General features: G+C 65.2%; 14 protein-coding genes, 2 tRNA genes and 1 pseudogene. 11 read left to right on the top strand and 6 right to left on the bottom strand.

The window, feature by feature from the left end:
* Positions 1-646 precede the first annotated feature (646 nt).
* The 3 genes from AB0B39_RS26585 (at position 647) to AB0B39_RS26575 (ending at position 5,513) form a co-directional block, all read left to right on the top strand.
* On the top strand, positions 647-1,420 hold the full coding sequence (locus tag AB0B39_RS26585; protein WP_357575697.1) for a DUF6338 family protein: 774 nt from the start codon (positions 647-649) through the stop codon (positions 1,418-1,420).
* A gap of 557 nt (positions 1,421-1,977) precedes the next feature.
* Complete coding sequence (locus AB0B39_RS26580) at positions 1,978-2,544, top strand: hypothetical protein (RefSeq protein ID WP_357575696.1); 567 nt, start codon at positions 1,978-1,980, stop codon at positions 2,542-2,544.
* The gene (locus tag AB0B39_RS26575) at positions 2,538-5,513 is read left to right on the top strand and encodes an NB-ARC domain-containing protein (RefSeq protein ID WP_357575695.1); all 2,976 of its coding nucleotides are present in this window, start codon (positions 2,538-2,540) and stop codon (positions 5,511-5,513) included. Before AB0B39_RS26580 ends, AB0B39_RS26575 begins: the two co-directional genes overlap by 7 nt.
* Before the next feature lie 185 nt (positions 5,514-5,698).
* Here AB0B39_RS26575 and AB0B39_RS26570 read toward each other — a convergent pair.
* The 3 genes and pseudogenes from AB0B39_RS26570 to AB0B39_RS26560 form a co-directional block, all read right to left on the bottom strand.
* Positions 5,699-5,893, bottom strand: a pseudogene (locus AB0B39_RS26570) (NUDIX domain-containing protein); the annotation flags it as partial.
* Positions 5,894-6,035: 142 nt separating this feature from the next.
* Positions 6,036-6,680, bottom strand: a complete 645-nt coding sequence (locus AB0B39_RS26565; protein WP_357575694.1) for an XRE family transcriptional regulator — start codon at positions 6,678-6,680, stop codon at positions 6,036-6,038.
* 69 nt (positions 6,681-6,749) lie between these two features.
* Positions 6,750-7,250 (bottom strand): helix-turn-helix transcriptional regulator, encoded by a 501-nt coding sequence (locus AB0B39_RS26560; RefSeq protein ID WP_357575693.1) that lies wholly within the window; start codon positions 7,248-7,250, stop codon positions 6,750-6,752.
* Positions 7,251-7,631: 381 nt separating this feature from the next.
* Between AB0B39_RS26560 and AB0B39_RS26555 the strand changes: the two genes are divergently transcribed.
* A complete protein-coding gene (locus AB0B39_RS26555; RefSeq protein WP_357575692.1) occupies positions 7,632-7,868 on the top strand; it encodes a hypothetical protein in 237 nt (78 codons plus the stop codon).
* A gap of 165 nt (positions 7,869-8,033) precedes the next feature.
* Here AB0B39_RS26555 and AB0B39_RS26550 read toward each other — a convergent pair.
* Positions 8,034-8,104 (bottom strand) — tRNA-Gly (locus AB0B39_RS26550).
* A gap of 225 nt (positions 8,105-8,329) precedes the next feature.
* Here AB0B39_RS26550 and AB0B39_RS26545 point away from each other — a divergent pair.
* The 5 genes from AB0B39_RS26545 to clpX all read left to right on the top strand — a co-directional run bounded on the left by AB0B39_RS26545 (position 8,330) and on the right by clpX (position 12,885).
* A tRNA-Pro gene (locus tag AB0B39_RS26545) sits at positions 8,330-8,403 on the top strand.
* A 118-nt stretch (positions 8,404-8,521) separates the two neighbouring features.
* On the top strand, positions 8,522-9,868 hold the full coding sequence (gene tig, locus AB0B39_RS26540) for a trigger factor (protein ID WP_234590946.1): 1,347 nt from the start codon (positions 8,522-8,524) through the stop codon (positions 9,866-9,868).
* A 196-nt stretch (positions 9,869-10,064) separates the two neighbouring features.
* Entirely contained in the window at positions 10,065-10,706 is a 642-nt protein-coding gene (locus AB0B39_RS26535; protein ID WP_007464111.1) for an ATP-dependent Clp protease proteolytic subunit, read from the top strand.
* A 10-nt stretch (positions 10,707-10,716) separates the two neighbouring features.
* Complete coding sequence (locus AB0B39_RS26530) at positions 10,717-11,379, top strand: ATP-dependent Clp protease proteolytic subunit (protein ID WP_088988028.1); 663 nt, start codon at positions 10,717-10,719, stop codon at positions 11,377-11,379.
* Positions 11,380-11,589: 210 nt separating this feature from the next.
* Entirely contained in the window at positions 11,590-12,885 is a 1,296-nt protein-coding gene (gene clpX / locus AB0B39_RS26525) for an ATP-dependent Clp protease ATP-binding subunit ClpX (protein ID WP_234590933.1), read from the top strand.
* Between the two features lie 27 nt (positions 12,886-12,912).
* Here clpX and AB0B39_RS26520 read toward each other — a convergent pair whose 3' ends face one another.
* Positions 12,913-13,533 (bottom strand): XRE family transcriptional regulator, encoded by a 621-nt coding sequence (locus AB0B39_RS26520; protein WP_357496227.1) that lies wholly within the window; start codon positions 13,531-13,533, stop codon positions 12,913-12,915.
* A 41-nt stretch (positions 13,534-13,574) separates the two neighbouring features.
* On the opposite strand from AB0B39_RS26520, the gene AB0B39_RS26515 reads away from it, so the two are divergent.
* A complete protein-coding gene (locus AB0B39_RS26515; RefSeq protein ID WP_357496229.1) occupies positions 13,575-14,408 on the top strand; it encodes a DMT family transporter in 834 nt (277 codons plus the stop codon).
* A 39-nt stretch (positions 14,409-14,447) separates the two neighbouring features.
* On the top strand, positions 14,448-15,245 hold the full coding sequence (locus AB0B39_RS26510; protein ID WP_357575691.1) for a carbon-nitrogen hydrolase family protein: 798 nt from the start codon (positions 14,448-14,450) through the stop codon (positions 15,243-15,245).
* Between the two features lie 4 nt (positions 15,246-15,249).
* Here the strand turns inward: AB0B39_RS26510 and AB0B39_RS26505 are convergent, their stop codons facing one another.
* A complete protein-coding gene (locus AB0B39_RS26505) occupies positions 15,250-15,474 on the bottom strand; it encodes a hypothetical protein (RefSeq protein WP_007464098.1) in 225 nt (74 codons plus the stop codon).
* Positions 15,475-16,048: the final 574 nt, after the last annotated feature.

Below are 16,048 nucleotides of genomic sequence, written 5' to 3'. Positions count from 1 at the left end.
GTTGTTGGAGCGGGCGACGGGAATCGAACCCGCACCGTCAGTTTGGAAGACCGTTCTCGGCTGTCGTGATCTGTCCGGAACGCCTGGTCAGTGTGAGTGGCGTGCCGCCCGATCATGACCGCTGTTGACTGCTTGGGACACCGGTTACTGGCACGTGGCTGGCACGGCAGCGCGGCGGCGCGTGGCTGTCCGGCGGCGTGTCGCTTACCGCCCCCGGCCTGTTGGGCCGGGGGCGGCTTGCCGTGTCGCCGGCTTCTTCCGCACGCCTGGACCCCGGTACCCGGTGCAAGCCGCGAAGCGGCGCGGAAGCCGATCGCCCGGCTCGCGACGGATGTTGACCACCTTGCGATCGTCACTTCTAGGGCTAGCGTGCTTGTCAACATCCCGACTACCACTCATTAGCCAGCGGCGTCGCGTTGTCGTACGCTTCTCGGGCGCGGCGCGCATGAATCCCGGAGGGGCCCCCACGTGGCAAAAGGCAGCGACAAGTCGAGTGGCAAGCGGCACGTCAGTACGCCGAGCGGCGAGTTCCGGCAGGAGACGGTGTCTACGGCCCAGAAGCCACCGCGGTCCACAAAACTGAGCCCCGAGGCGAAGGCGTCCGACAAGTCCGGGGCGAAGAAGACGAAGTAGGAGGGGCAGTCGGGTGATCCCCTCCAGCCTCGTCGGGTTGGTGCTGTTCGTCGCGCTGCTCGCTCCCGGCTTTGCCTACGTTCTGCTTCGAGAGCGGACGACCCCGAGGGGCGCCTTCTCACCCTTCCGGGAGTCGCTAACGGTGGTCTTCGCCAGCGTTGCCTGCCTGGCCGCCGTCGCCCTGCTTCATACGGGTCTACGGGCGTTACTTCCGGATCACACCGTGAACGTCCGCGAGTTAGTCAGGGATCCGGCCAGCTACGCCCGAGAGCACCATGTCAGCGTGGCCTGGTGGTCCTTCGCTCTACTTGTCGGCGCGGTCGTGATTGGCGTGGCTGCTGCTCACCCTCGCGTTCTCGACCTTAGTAAGAGGCTCGGGTTCAGCCGGGTGCTGGGCTCGATGACGGGCTCAGCCGGCGGCAGTATCGACACTAGGTCCGCCTGGTACAAGGTCATGCATATGTACGACGAAGAGGGCGCCGGGCCCATCTTCGTGGGTGCCGCCATGGCCGATGGCAGCTACGTGCAGGGCAGGCTGCATTCCTTCAGCCCCGTACCTGAGGAGACTCAGGATCGGGAGATCCTGCTGTCGGCTCCAATCTCCTTGACCTCCAAGGAAGGGCTGACTGGTCGAGTAGATGCCCAGTTCTCGGTGATCTCTGCCCGTCACATCGTCCGCCTAGACGTGAAGCACTTCGATCAGGGCGAGGACGTGGATGAGGCATGGGTGGGCCCTGAATCCAAGGGTGGAGACAACGTCCGCCGGTGGTGGCAGTCCAAGGCATGAGAATGTGAGCTACCAGCGCGGGGGCCTCCCTGGCGAGGGTCGGGGTTCGGGCCGGAGCCCCTAGGTCTTTAGATTCTGTCGTCGGTCAGCCCCGGCCGACTGGCCCGGCCGATGCCGGCCGAAGGCCGCCAGCAGGCCGGGTCGGGCCGCTTGCGGACCGCCTTGATCTATCAGAGACGAACTCGGCAGTATGTGCCGTCGGTGAAGAGCACGGCACCTCCGTTGTAGCCCGTCCTTTCGCAAGCCGAACGCGAGAGACTTGTCCCGATAGCACGTAGGAGGGTGTCTTGGCCGGAGGTAAGCGCAACACCAAGCGCAACCGTCGTGACCCCGTCCGCAAGCCAATTCCAGTACAGAAACGCAGGCTGGGTAACACTGTGCTACCCGTACTGTCGGATGGTGCATCGCAACATGAGCTGCTCTATCCAGGGATCGAGTCCTTCGTGCTGCGAATTGCGCGCGATCTGCCTGAGGAGGTCCTTCCCTTGTACGCAGCTTTATCCTGCATGTACCAGATGATCGGAGGGCGGACAAGGTATCCACTGCTACGAGCAGGCATGACCTTCACCCAAGGGCTCCGGCTGCTCGGGTTCGATGCGGATTTGGTTCCGGCGGCAGCGGCAGTAGTGCATGTTCCAAGTCGGCGCAAGATTTTCCAGACGGACTTACCGGGAAGGGTTGGATGGGGCGAAGCGGGTTCGGGGTACGCGGTCGTACACACGCCGACGTTCAATCGAGCTATCGACCTCAGTCCATGCCACAATCCCGCCCTTTTTGGGCCGACAGGTAAGAGCACGATAGGAAGCATGCCGGTGGTGCTTCCCTTAGAAGCCAGGCGCTCTTTAGCGGATGGAGACCGGCTTATGACTCCTCGCGAAGATTACCTCCTCAACTGGATGCTCTTTCCGTCGTATCGCCCGCGCCTGACCAAGCTTCTAAAAGGCGTCGAGGTCGAGATGCAGAAGGATGCCGAGTTCCTTGCTTTTGCTGCGATCGACGTTATGAAGACTTTGGTTCCGGTGCGGAATACGAAAAGAATGTTCGATGAGTATCCCCAGATACGCAGTCGTATTGCGGCAGGAAAAGACTCTTCGGAGGTGTCTAGGGTGCACCGTAAATGGTAGTAGATGGCGGCCGTATAGCAGCTCGTGGTTTCCAATACCAATACTTGAGAACTTTGGAAGCACTGCTTGATTGGATCGACAACCGAAGTGTCGCCAGTATACGAGTAGAGGGTCCATCACCATCGGGCGTCGAGGGTGTTGATGCGGTCGACTTCGATGTCATTGATGACCAAGGAAGATGCGTCGTGGCGGCGCAAGTGAAGAGCAAGCAATACGGCGCCCAGATTGGCGTCAGTCAGATAGTGGAAGCGCTGCTAAGGCTAGTCCAGGCGCAGGATGCCTCCGAATACCATCTCTTGACCAACGGAACGCCATCCCCTTCCGCTAGTAGACTGATCGAGCTGCTTTTAGAGGAGCGGCCTCCTGCCGAAATAGCTGAGATGGTCCTGCGATCGCTTGAGAACGCGCCAGCGCGGCGCGAGCAGTTCAAGGCTCTAGGTGCTGTCGCCCATGCGCGCCTTTCGAGGTGCAGGGTTATTGTAGACCGTCGTGACGATGCAGAGATCCGAGAAGAGATCCGAGAGCGACTACGTAGCTACCGGAACCGTTCATCGAAGGGTCTTGGCGAAAGATCAGCCGGCTTGTTGAGCGGCTATATAGTCTCAGAGATTCTGCGCTTAGCTGCTGATAGTAATGATTCGACCTTCTCGCTGAACGACTTGAGAAGTCTAGTGCTTGTTGATGGTGACTTGCTTGCGAGAGCTTTCGGGGTGAATGACTGGGGGGTGCTGGTTGGCTCTATGCCTCCGATCCCAGATGTTGCCCGAACGCAGGTGCTTCAGAGTGTGGCGACGTGTTTTCGGTTTGGGTCCGGTAGGGAAGCGCAATGGGCAGCACTCACTGGCCCGTCCGGAATCGGGAAGTCAAGCCTTGCTGCAGCATATGTAGCCGGTAGGGCTGATGCCTACGATGCAATTTTCTGGGTAGATGCCGAAACTGATTTCACCGTGGCCTCTTCATTCAAGACAATCCTGTCTTTTGTTGCGCCCAAGAGAAGTCGCGAACGTATCGAAGTTTCTGCTCGACAGCTACTTTCCGTCGTGCATACGGAGTTGAGCAGGATTGCAGGACGCTGGCTAATGGTCTTCGACAATGTAAGCGAGTTCCGAGCAATTGAGCCTTGGGTGCCTCGTTTAGGCCAAGGGCATGTTTTAATCACTTCGCTTGACAGTGCATCCCGCTATGGAAATGCTGCGGTGATAAACGTGGGGCCGCTAAATCGCGATGAGTCACACCAGCTAATTATTAGGCGTCTTGGCATCTCAGAGCATCAGCGTCAAGAGTACAGGGAAAAGCTGGAGACCCTAGCGGAAGACCTTGCAGACTGGCCGCTTGCGCTTGAACTGGCCTGCGGTTATCTAAAGGGGTGTGATATCGATATTTCGGAGAGTGAGGTCTACCTTCGGTCAATAAGGTCCTACTCGTTGGATGACGCTGACTCGGTTCCAATTGGCTACCCCAGAACTCTTGTGGCTGCCATCAGTCTTTGTGTTGATCAACTAAGGCGGCGTCACGCTGTTGCTCCGAACGATTATCGTCCCTATCTGGCCTACGGTCTTTTAGCGTTCTCGTCATTCTTAGCCTCGCGCCAAATTCCGGCCCACCTTCTCGCGGCTGCGGTTCTTGCTGATCCCGGGCCGGAAGAAGGACCTGGCCCTCGAATACTGGACCCCGACGAATTCAGCATTCCCGAAGTGCTCCGCGAGCTTCGCAAGCTTTCTCTGGCCTACACGGATGACCGTCTCCCGCCAAGCGGGCCGGAGCCGATTCCCGATGCGAACTGGACGCTTTCGGTAAACACAATTGTCCAAGAGGTTATAAGGTCACACACCGAGACGGCACCCGCGACGCCGATGGCGCTCAACCGGTTAGCTAACCATGTCGAAAGATGGTTGATCGGTGCTGTGGAGCTGAACGCTCTGGACCGCGTCTCGATTCTATTTAGTCATGCTGATGTACTTGCCGGCCATCTTCGGCGGCTCAAGGTTGGAGGTGAGCGACTCGCCCTGTTTTACGGAAATCTTGCTGGTGCTTATCGTCTGAGGGGTGAGCACGAAAGGGCGGAAGAGTACCTTCGCGCAGAGCTGGCTCTTGCAGGTGAAGCGCAGGAAGGTCGCTTGCTGGAGATGCAGGCCAAGTTTGTGCTGGTGGACATTAAGATTCAAACTCCGACGGCCAACTCGATTTCCGAAGGAGAAGCCAAGAGCTATTTAGGTGAGCTGCTACACTATTGTAAGGAAATCTCTGACCAGTTTCCAGATGCTGCGGCTCAGCTAGCAAATGATGCTCACTCGCTTCTAGCGAATAACAAATCCAGAGTCTCCCAATGGTCCGGAGTGCGTGAGCTGCAAGCAAAGTTTGGCTCCCTTCTCGAAGGCCTGGGGTCAACTCCGTTAGTTGAAGCTCGTCGGTCGATTGATCGCGCCAACATCGAGTTGAGCCGTGGCGATGCCGCAAAGGCTGAGGGTTTGGTGAGGAGTGCCTTAGATTCACGTATGCTTACCAGTGGAGCCGAACTGCAGGCCACGCGCTTGCTTGTGGAGTCTCTCGTGCATCAACGTAAATGGGATGACGCAACTGAACACCATCTATCATTCCGAAGGATGTTCGGCTCCGCAGTCATGCATCACAATATTGTGCAAGAGTACGCAAAGAACGTGGGCTTTGCGTGTGCAATGATTGCATTTGTCGAAGGCCCTGAGGGGCCGAAGCGGCTGCTCCGCGATATCTTGGAGTGGCCCGCGGTGGAAGGCGTGGCAGCATCACCGAAGTGGGGTAGCGAACTGGCAATCCTTAATTCTGTGGATGCTCTCCTTGCCGAGAACTGGGGCGGCTGTCAGCAGCACCTCGACTGTGTCGACGGCGAAGCTTTGCAGTATGGCGAGGCCGAAAAGGCGTTCGTTTGGTCGACGCTCTGGCGGATGGTGGTATTGGCCCTAGTGCGCGCGAAGACGTCGAGCGTTGATTGACGAATCCATGATGGTGACGGTGGTGCTTCTAGGTGGCAGCCCCGTGCTCTGCGTATCTCGGATATCCGGTAAGCCGAGCGGTGGTTGCAGCTCGAATCCGTCTTGACAAGCGACCAGGGGGTGAACTGCTCCAGATCAGGGATGTCCACGAGTCTGGCTTCGACAAGTTCGCCGTCGCTGAAGTTTGCATGCTCCGCTTGGCGTTGACCCCACATGCCGCCGTCACACACAAAAAGAATCTTATCGCCCTCGCCTTCGGCGGGCGCGCAATCAACTAAAAGCATCGAGCCGACTTCTACATCGATCCCGAGTTCCTCAAGGATTTCCCGTCTCGCTGCTGACCGTGGTGACTCACCTGGCTCAACGTAGCCGCCGGGGATGTCCCAGTGGTTCTTGTAGTTTGGGGCGAACGAGGAGCACGCGGCTCTCGCTGTCGAAGAAGAGGGCGCCTGCGGCGACGCGTGGCGTTGCCATGGGTGGCATCTCGTTGGCCGTCACCAGGGCAGCGTAAATGGGCTGGGTTCAGTCGAGCACCTTGAGTCGACGAGCCAGGTCGACCAGCTCGGCCGGCGGCTTGCCGCGCTGCCGGCGTACCCAGGTCAGGGCGAGTTGTCGGCTGAGGAAGTGGTGGCGGACCTGCTCGGGCGCCATCTGTTCGGCGTCGAGCAGCATGGCTTGGGCGTCGTCGATACGGTTCCAGGAGCTGTAGGCACGGGCTACTTCGAGGGCGTGCCGGACGCGGCGTTCCATTGGTAGGCCGGCGGTGTCGATGCGCGGCCCGAGGTCGGCGGCGACTTGCAGGTTTCCCCGTTCGGCGGCGGTGGCAACTCGGTGGATGGCGACGTTGGTCGGGCCGAACGCAGTCCATAGGTGGTTGGCGTCGGCTCCGAGCTGGCTTGCGGCCTGGTCGGCGGCGTCGAGGAAGGTGCGGGTGGTGGCGGCGTCGTTGGATCGGGCTGCGGCCATCGAGCCGGACAGGTACAGGGTTCCGTAGACGGAGAGCAGTGCCGGTGTGGCGTGCTTGAGGTGGGGCTCAAGGTAGCCAGCGGCGTCCTCGGTGAGTCGTACCGCTTCGGCGTAGCGGCCGGTGGCGTGCAGGGCGTGGCCGACCGAGCGGAACAGGGAGCCGGTGACGAGCGGGTCGCCCGTGGGTCGGACGGCGGCCAAGCCGCGGTCGGCGGCGATCCAGGCGAGGTCGCTTTCTCCGAGCTTGGTGAGCTGGGTCGCGGCGAGCTGTTATGCCAGGCCGAGCAGACGGCGGGCTTGGTCCTGGTCGTCGCCGTTGTGGTGGTCGGCGGCGGCCTGGGCACGGTAGAGGAGGTCGGGTAGGCGGCCGGTGACGTATCCAAACCGGGAGTCCTGGTACGCGTCCCAGAGGGCACCGACCTCCTTCCGGAGCATCGCCACGCTCGGCGGTTTTGCGTCCGTGCCGCCGCCGATCGGGGCGATGGCGCGGTAGTTCATCAGGGCGGCGCGCAGTGCGGGCACGGTCGCGGTGCCGCTGTCGCCGGTCCAGGCAAGTAGCGAGGGTTCGCCGAGCAGGTCGCCGAGGGATACGTCCAGGACTTCGGCGAGTGACTTGATGACCGAGAGTCGGTCCAGCTCGATGCGGTTGTTCTCGATCTTGCCCAGCCAGTCGGCGGTACGGCCGATGAGTCCGGCCAGGACTTCCTGGGACAGGCCGCGCCGCCGGCGGTACCAGTTGACGCGTTCGCCGATGGTCAGGGTGTTCGTCATCCCGCGCATCGGATCACTGTCTCCCCTCGGCCGGCTACGACCCCGGAAGGATTTTCCAGCCCGCCGGGCGCTTTGTGCCACAACCTGTCTGCATGACGGGGCTGAACGTATCGAGCAACTGCCAATCCTGCTCGGGCGCGGGCTGGAAGTACACCGTTGCCCGCACCGCCATCCGGGGGATAGGGCGGGGTCGGAGTGGAGTCGTTCCCTGGCCCGGCGGTCCTGCCTGGACTGCGCGGGATCCGGTCGCTCGGCGAGCTGCTGAGGCTGGCCCGGGGTGGGTCCTGGCGTGGGACCGCGAACCGAACGACGAACGGTGAATGGTCCGCCCGCCTAGGCGTTTCGCACACCAGCGCCCCGCCGGCCGGGTGTCCCGGCCTGGTGCTGATCGACGGCAGGGCATCGGTGCAGTTCGGCGGCGACCGAGCGTTGTGGCTACGGGTCACTTCGGTCTGCGACAAGCCGACGTACCACGGCTGGGTGTGGCTCACCGGCTACTCGAACGACCGGGCCACCGGTAAGGCGCTGGCGCGGCGGGAGGTCTTCGTGCAGATCGACGGCCTTCAGATCCAGCGACGCACGACCGAGAGCGCGCCGCCTCGCAACGTGGGCCGGTGATGAGGAGACGCGGTGTTACGAAGCCGAAGCGACCGGCACGCGAGCCGCCTCGGACGGCACGCGCGGTGCTAGTGGCACGCCAATGGCACGCAAGATCAAAGAGAGCTGAAACGAGAGCGGTCCAGGTTCGGCGACAACGCCGCTGACCTGGGCCGGAGTTCATAGAGCGGGCGACGGGAATCGAACCCGCACCGTCAGTTTGGAAGACTGAAGCTCTGCCATTGAGCTACGCCCGCGCTCCGCCCCGCCGAAACGGGACGCGCCGACAGCGTACCCAATGGCCGTGTCCGGTGCGCAGCCGCGCCACCGCCGCGCGCTGCCGCGCGGTGGTGGCGCGGCCACCCGCCGTGGTGCGGATCTTGACGCGAGGGTGCACGGCGCGACTTTCGGGCGATGTGTCCGGGTGGGGGACGCCCCGGCACCGCTTGCGGGGCGGCGACGGCATAGACTGCACGTCGCCACGGGGTGTGGCGCAGCTTGGTAGCGCACTCGCTTTGGGAGCGAGGGGCCGTGGGTTCAAATCCCGCCACCCCGACTGTCGTCCGCGTCCGGGTCGCCCCGGGCGCTAGCAGCCGGCCGGGCCGGCTCGCCTACACTCGATGGGCCAATCGAAGGCCCAGAATCAAAACCCAGATCCGTCAAGGAGTACGCCTGTGAAGAGCACCGTCGAGACTCTGAGCCCGACGCGCGTGCGGCTCGCCATCGAGGTGCCGTTCGTCGAGCTCGAGCCGAGCCTCAAGAAGGCGTACCGGGAGATCGGTTCGCAGGTCCAGGTCCCGGGCTTCCGCCGGGGCAAGGTGCCGACCGCGGTGATCGACCAGCGGGTGGGCCGGGGCACCGTCCTCAACGAGGCGGTCCAGGACGCCATCCCGGAGAACATCATGGCCGCGGTGCGCGAGCACGACCTGAAGACGCTGGGGCGTCCCGAGGTCGAGATCACCGAGTTCAACGACGGTGACTCGCTGAACTTCACCGCCGAGGTCGACGTCCGTCCGGAGATCACGCTCCCCGACGCGACGACCATCGAGGTGACCGTCGACGAGCTGCAGATCGACGACAGCGAGATCGACGAGCAGGTGAAGAACCTGCGGGAGCGGTTCGCCACCCTCAAGACCGTCGAGCGGGCCGCCGCCGAGGGCGACTACGTGCAGATCGACCTGAACGCCACCGTCGACGGCGAGGACGTGCCGGGCGGCCAGGCCAGCAACATCTCCCACGAGGTCGGCAGCAAGCAGCTCCTGCCGGGCCTGGACGAGGCAGTGGTCGGCCTCGCCGCCGGCGACAGCACCACCTTCACCACCCAGCTGGTCGGCGGCGACTTCGCCGGCCGGGACGCCGACGTGGCGGTGACCGTGCGTACGGTCAAGGAGAAGGAGCTGCCGGAGCTGAACGACGAGTTCGCCCAGATGGCCAGCGAGTTCGACACGATCGAGGAGCTGCGCGGCGATCTGCGGGCGCGGGTCACGCAGGGCAAGCAGGTCGAGCAGATCTACGCCGCCCGGGACAAGGCGCTGGCGCAGCTGGTCGAGGCCGCCGAGGTGCCGGCGCCGGAGGGCGTCGTCCGCGAGGAGGTCGCGAGCCGCAAGCAGGCGATGGTCGACCAGCTGGAGCGGATCGGCGCCTCCATGGAGGAATACCTCGCGGCCGAGGAGAAGACCGAGGAGCAGATCGACGCCGAGCTGACCGAGGCGGCGACCGAGGGCGTCAAGGTGCAGCTCCTGCTCGACACGCTTGCCGACGCGGAGGACGTGCAGGTCTCCGACGACGAGTTCGGGCACGAGATCGTGCACCGGGCGCAGCGCGCCGGGATGGCCCCGCAGCAGTACTACGACCAGCTGGTGCGCTCCGGCGCGGCTGCCGCGGTCTTCGGCGACGTGCGGCGGGGCAAGGCGCTCGCGGCCGTCATGGAGCGCATCTCGATCAAGGACTCGGCCGGCAACGAGGTCACCCTGGACGCGCTGCGCGCCGCCAACGAGGCGGAGCACAACCACGAGCACTGATTCGTCGGGTGCGGCCGCCGTCCGCCGCTGTGCGGTGGGCGGCGGCCACATCCGTTTCCCGGGTACGCCCGGACGCCCGCGCCGCGGGTGCGCCCGACGCAACTGCGCTGAGAGCGAACAGTGCCCCGACCGGGACTCTGCCGCCCCGCACAGCGGTTAGTGTCGGGAAAGACGGTACGGAGAGCGAAGGGCTGCCATGACCGACATGCACATCCCCAAGAAGTCGCTCCGGGCGATTGACGCGCGCGGTGGCGACTCCATTGGCAACCTCGACGACTCGGTCTACAACCGGTTGCTCAAGGAACGCATCATCTTCCTGGGCAGTGAGGTGACCGACCAGGTCGCCAACCGCATCTGCGCGCAGCTGCTGCTGCTCGCCGCGGAGGACCCGGACCGCGACATCAACCTGTGGATCAACTCGCCGGGTGGCTCGGTCTACTCCGGCATGGCGATCTACGACACCATGCAGTTCATCGACAACGACGTGTCGACCGTGGCGATGGGCATGGCCGCCTCGATGGGCCAGCTGCTGCTCTGCGCGGGCACCAAGGGCAAGCGTTACGCCCTGCCGCACGCTCGGATCATGATGCACCAGCCGTCCGGTGGTCTGGGCGGCACGGCGTCGGACATCGCCATCCAGGCGGAGCAGATGCTCTACACGAAGCGGATGTTCCAGGAGCGCGTCGCGCACCACACCGGCCAGAGCCAGTCGCAGATCGAGGCCGACTCGGACCGGGACCGTTGGTTCACCGCCCAGGAGGCCATGGACTACGGCTTCATCGACAAGGTGATCATCGGGGCCGCTCAGGTTCCGGATGGCGCCGGGACCCTGAGCTGAGGAGCTGACGATGACCGATCTGAGCTTGCCGCCCCAGTTCGCGGCCGTGCACAACCGGTACGTGCTGCCGTCGTTCGTCGAGCGCACGTCGTACGGGGTCAAGGAGTCGAACCCGTACAACAAGCTCTTCGAGGACCGGATCATCTTCCTCGGTGTCCAGGTGGACGACGCGTCGGCCAACGACGTGATGGCCCAGCTGCTGACGCTGGAGGGCACCGACCCGGACCGCGACATCATCATGTACATCAACTCGCCGGGTGGTTCGTTCACCGCGATGACGGCGATCTACGACACCATGCAGTACGTCCGTCCGGACATCCAGACGGTCTGCCTCGGGCAGGCCGCCAGCGCGGCGGCGGTGCTGCTGTCGGCGGGTACTCCGGGTAAGCGGATGGCCCTTCCGAACTCGCGGATCATCATCCACCAGCCGGCCACCGAGGGCGGCTACGGGCAGGGCTCGGACATCGAGATCCAGGCCCGGGAGATCCTGCGGATGCGGACGCAGCTGGAGGACATGCTGTCCCGCCACTGCAACCGCCCGATCGAGCAGGTTCGCAAGGACATCGACCGTGACAAGATCATGACGGCCGAGGAGTCCAAGGAGTACGGGCTGGTCGACACGATCCTGACCAGCCGCAAGAAGGGTTTGCTGGCCGCTCAGGCCGCCAGCTGAGCACTACCGGGTCAGAGGTTGGCCGGGGCGCGCGTTCCCGGCCGACCTCTGACACACCCGTTTTGGGGGTCGGAGAATGCTCCGCCAGCGGGTAACGTCGGGTCCGTACCGCTTCGCCGGTTGGGCCGGTGGGGTGAACGAAGTCGGGCGGCAGGCAGCGCCCGCAGGTCAGGGCCGGGTCTCCGGCCGATGAGTGCAGGGAGAACGTAGGTGGCACGGATCGGTGACGGCGGCGACCTACTGAAATGCTCCTTCTGCGGCAAGTCGCAGAAGCAGGTGAAGAAGCTCATCGCGGGCCCTGGGGTCTACATCTGCGACGAGTGCATCGATCTCTGCAACGAGATCATCGAAGAGGAGCTGGCCGAGTCCGGCGAGGTGAAGTGGGAAGAGCTTCCCAAGCCGATGGAGATCTGCCAGTTCCTCGACAACTACGTCGTCGGGCAGGATCAGGCCAAGAAGGCGCTCGCCGTAGCGGTCTACAACCACTACAAGCGCATCCAGGCCGAGGCGGCCGGTGCGCCGGGCTCCGGCAGTGACGCCGTCGAGCTGGCGAAGTCCAACATCCTGCTGCTCGGGCCGACGGGGTGCGGCAAGACCCACCTGGCGCAGACCCTCGCCCGGATGTTGAACGTCCCGTTCGCGATCGCCGACGCCACCGCGCTGACCGAGGCGGGCTACGTCGGCGAGGACGTGGAGAACATCCTCCTCAAGCTCATCCAGGCCGCGGACTACGACATCAAGCGCGCCGAGACCGGCATCATCTACATCGACGAGGTCGACAAGATCGCCCGCAAGTCGGAGAATCCGTCGATCACGCGCGACGTCTCCGGCGAGGGTGTGCAGCAGGCTCTGCTCAAGATGCTGGAAGGCACGGTGGCCAACGTGCCGCCGCAGGGTGGTCGTAAGCACCCGCACCAGGAGTTCATCCAGATCGACACCACGAACGTGCTGTTCATCTGTGGTGGTGCGTTCGCCGGTCTGGATCAGATCATCGAGTCCCGCACCGGCCAGGGCGGCACCGGTTTCGGCGCCCGGCTCCGGTCGGTGTCCGAGCGGTCGACCGATGACATCTTCAGCCAGGTCATGCCGGAGGACATGCTCAAGTTCGGGCTGATCCCCGAGTTCGTCGGCCGGCTCCCGGTGATCACCAACGTGCGCAGCCTGGACCGCAGCGCTCTGGTGCGCATCCTCACCGAGCCGCGCAACGCGCTGGTCCGGCAGTACCAGCGGCTCTTCGAGCTGGACGGGGTCGAGCTGGAGTTCGACGAGCCGGCGTTGGAGGCGATCGCCGACCAGGCGATGCTGCGGGGCACGGGCGCCCGCGGTCTGCGGGCCATCATCGAGGAGGTCCTGCTCTCCGCGATGTTCGAGGTGCCGAGCAACCCCGACGCCGCCCGGGTGCTGATCACCCGCGAGGTCGTCCTGGAGAACGTCAACCCGACAATCGTTCCGCGCGAGTTCACCGGGCGTCGTGCCCGGCGGGACCGCGAGGAGAAGTCGGCCTGATCGTCCCCGCGTCACGCCGGCCGTTCGCTACTGACGCGGCCGGCGTGACCGTGTTCGGCGGTCCCACTCGCCCGACGGCGTGACAGTCACCATCATCAGCCGGGCCGGTTCCTCGGCGTCGTTGCGATAGCCGTGCGCCCGGTCGGCGTGGAACTCGATCGTCTCGCCGGCCCGGACGGCGTGATCCTGCCCGTCGACGTGGACGATCACCGCGCCGGCCAGGACGTGCAGCACCTCGCGTGTGCCGCGCGGGTGGTCGGAGGAGCGGTGTCCTTCGCCGGGCTCCAGCCGCCAGTCCCAGAGCTCGACCAGGTCGGGTTCGCCCAGTCCGCTGAGCAGCTGGCCGGTGCCGCCGTGCTCGCCCTGCCAGAGCACGGGCGCCTCGGCCGTGGAGCTGATCCGCACTGTCCGCTCCTCGTCCGGCTCGACAAGTCGGGCGATGTTGACGCCGAACGCGTCAGCGACCCGGCACAGCGTGCCGACGCTGGGGTTGGTGCGGGCGCTCTCGATCTGCACGAGCATCGCCTTGCTCACCCCGGAGCGGCCCGCCAGTTCCTCGAAGGACCAGCCCCGGGCGGCGCGCAGTTCCCGTACCTGCCTGGCGACGGCGGCGGTCACCGCGCCCACCCGGCCACCTGTGTCGGTCATCAAACTATCCTTCGCGGTCACTATTATGGTACGACAGTCGCATGTTACCCATTCTCCTGGCAGCGGTGTCCGCGATCGCCTTCGGCACCGCCGACTTCTCCGGCGGCAAGGCGTCCCGCCGGGCCGATCCGATCGCGGTGACCGTGGTCTCCCAGCTGCTGAGCGTCCCCCTGTTGGTCGCTCTGGTGCTGGTGGTGCCCGGGACGCCGACCGTCGCCGACATCGCCTGGGGGCTGCTCGCCGGGGTGGCGGGCGCTGGTGGCGTCATGCTGCTCTACCGGGCGCTCGCCGGCGGAATGATGGCCGTGGTGGCGCCGATCACCGCGATCACCGCCGCGGTGGTGCCGATCGTCGCCGGCCTGTTCACGTCGAGCTTCCCCGGAGCGCTGGCGCTCACCGGCGCCGGCCTCGCCGTGGTGGCGATCGCCCTGGTCAGCCTGGGCGAAGGGGGCAGCCGCTCCGGCGTTCCGACTCGGCTGGTCGGTCTGGCCCTCGCCGCCGGCGGGCTCTTCGGCGTCTTCTTCACGCTGCTCGGCCAGGCCAGTGAGAGCGCCGGCATGTGGCCGGTGGCGGCGGTCCGGGCCAGCTCGATCGCGTTCGGCCTGGTCCTCGCCGCCGCCACCGGGGTGCGGCTTCGGCTCGACCGGCGGGTGCTGGGTTGGGCGGCCGTCGCCGGTCTGCTCGACAGTGCCGCCAACGCGCTTTTCATGGCCGCCGCCGCGCGAGGTCACCTCAGCATCGTGGCGGCGATCGCCGCGCTCTATCCCGCCAGCACGGTGCTGCTCGCGCTCGCCGTCGACCGGGAACGCCTGCGGCCGGTCCAGATCGCCGGCCTCGGATTCGCCGCGGGGGCGCTGGTGCTGGCCAGCATCTGACGCTGTCCGCGCCGGCCGTCGCGGCCGTACTCTGGGGCCATGCGCGTCGCCGTCTGCCAGCTCAACGCCCGGGATGACCGCAAGGCAAACCTGGCCGCCGCCGAGGTGCTGCTGGAACGCGCCGCCGACGGCGGCGCGGACCTGGCCATCCTTCCGGAGTACGTCGACTATCTCGGCCCCGCGGCAGACCTGCCCGAACCGGAGCCGGTCGACGGTGAGGTGGGCACCTTCTTCGCGGCGGCTGCCCGGCGGCTGGGCATGTGGGTGGTGGCCGGGTCGTTCCACGAGGCCGGGCCGGACCCGGAGCACACCTGGAACACGTCGCTGGTCTTCGACCGTGCCGGCAGCCTGGCCGCGAGCTACCGCAAGATCCATCTGTACGACGTGGAGATCCCGGGTCGGGTCTCCTACCTGGAGTCGGCGAGCGTCGCGCCCGGCGTGCAGCCCGTCGTCGTGGACGTGGAGGGTCTCCGGGTCGGGCTGTCGATCTGCTACGACCTGCGCTTCCCGGAGCTGTACCGGCGGCTCGCCAGCGAGGGCGGCGCCCACCTGCTGGTGGTGCCGGCGGCGTTCATGCTGCACACCGGGCGGGACCACTGGGAGGTCCTGCTGCGCGCCCGGGCCATCGAGAACCAGTGTTTCGTGGCGGCCGCCGGTCAGACGGGCGACCACGAGCCCGGTCGGACGTGCTTCGGGCGCAGCATGGTGGTCGACCCGTGGGGGACGATCCTCACGCAACTGCCGGACGGCCCCGGGGTGGCCGTCGCCGACCTGGACCTCGACCGCCTCGCCGCGATCCGGGCCGAGCTGCCCAGCCTGGCCAACCGCCGGCTCTGAGCGCTCACCCCTCCAACAGGACGCCGATCGTCGCGAGGCCGGCGATGACGACCGCGGTGACCAGCAGAGCGGTGGTCATCCGGGATCTGCCCCGGCGGGCCAGCCGTCCCACCGAGAGCACGAGGACCACCAGCACGACCGCGCCGATGACCAGTTGCCAGAACGGCAGGAGGACGCCGAGCAGCGCTTCCTCGGCAAACACCGTGGCGTCCAGCCCGGACTCATCCATGCCTGACACTCTGGCACGCCAAGGTGCGCGGCGTCGCCGACCGCAGAGCAGACCGCGCCGATCCGTTCGGCCAAACCAGTGATGAACCCTGATTTGCCTTCTACCGGCCGGCCGCGTAACTTTCTCTCTGCACGGGGGAGGCCGGACAAACCGGCCGAGAACGGGCGCCAGGCTCGTGGCGGGAACGCCGAGCGAGACTGAGGATCGGGCGGTGCGGGACACTCCGGTAACGGGGTTGCGAACGCGAAGCCGACCGGGTAGAGTTCTGAAGCCGGCAGGAGCCGGGCGGAGAGCCGCGAAGCGGCGATCGGCCGGTCTGCGGCTTCCCACGACAGAAACGACCGCCGGGTACGGCGTGCGTCATCGTGGGTCCGGACGAACCAGATTGATCACCTCGGATACGAGGTTGACAATGAAAGTTCGACCAAGTAGGTTTGAGCGGTTGCCCCGAAATGGGGTTCCACGAATGTGGAGCTTCGGATCGGTGTGTGGTTGTTCTTTGAGAACTCAACAGGGTGCTTGTAAAGCCAGTGCCAATTATGATTTATACCCCGGACTGGTCGAATCTTTGTGG

The sequence above is a fragment of the Micromonospora sp. NPDC049114 genome, assembly GCF_040648635.1.
GTDB lineage: Bacteria > Actinomycetota > Actinomycetes > Mycobacteriales > Micromonosporaceae > Micromonospora.
This window is presented reverse-complemented; position numbering and strand designations above follow the sequence as displayed.

Excerpts from the sequence above, each read along its gene's own strand:
- AB0B39_RS26580 (WP_357575696.1), top strand. The coding sequence starts at position 1,978 with ATGACCTTCACCCAAGGGCTCCGGCTGCTCGGGTTCGATGCGGATTTG.
- AB0B39_RS26575 (WP_357575695.1), top strand. The coding sequence starts at position 2,538 with ATGGTAGTAGATGGCGGCCGTATAGCAGCTCGTGGTTTCCAATACCAA.
- AB0B39_RS26560 (WP_357575693.1), bottom strand. The coding sequence starts at position 7,250 with ATGACGAACACCCTGACCATCGGCGAACGCGTCAACTGGTACCGCCGG.
- AB0B39_RS26535 (WP_007464111.1), top strand. The coding sequence starts at position 10,065 with ATGACCGACATGCACATCCCCAAGAAGTCGCTCCGGGCGATTGACGCG.
- AB0B39_RS26530 (WP_088988028.1), top strand. The coding sequence starts at position 10,717 with ATGACCGATCTGAGCTTGCCGCCCCAGTTCGCGGCCGTGCACAACCGG.
- AB0B39_RS26520 (WP_357496227.1), bottom strand. The coding sequence starts at position 13,533 with ATGACCGACACAGGTGGCCGGGTGGGCGCGGTGACCGCCGCCGTCGCC.
- AB0B39_RS26515 (WP_357496229.1), top strand. The coding sequence starts at position 13,575 with ATGTTACCCATTCTCCTGGCAGCGGTGTCCGCGATCGCCTTCGGCACC.
- AB0B39_RS26510 (WP_357575691.1), top strand. The coding sequence starts at position 14,448 with ATGCGCGTCGCCGTCTGCCAGCTCAACGCCCGGGATGACCGCAAGGCA.
- AB0B39_RS26505 (WP_007464098.1), bottom strand. The coding sequence starts at position 15,474 with ATGGATGAGTCCGGGCTGGACGCCACGGTGTTTGCCGAGGAAGCGCTG.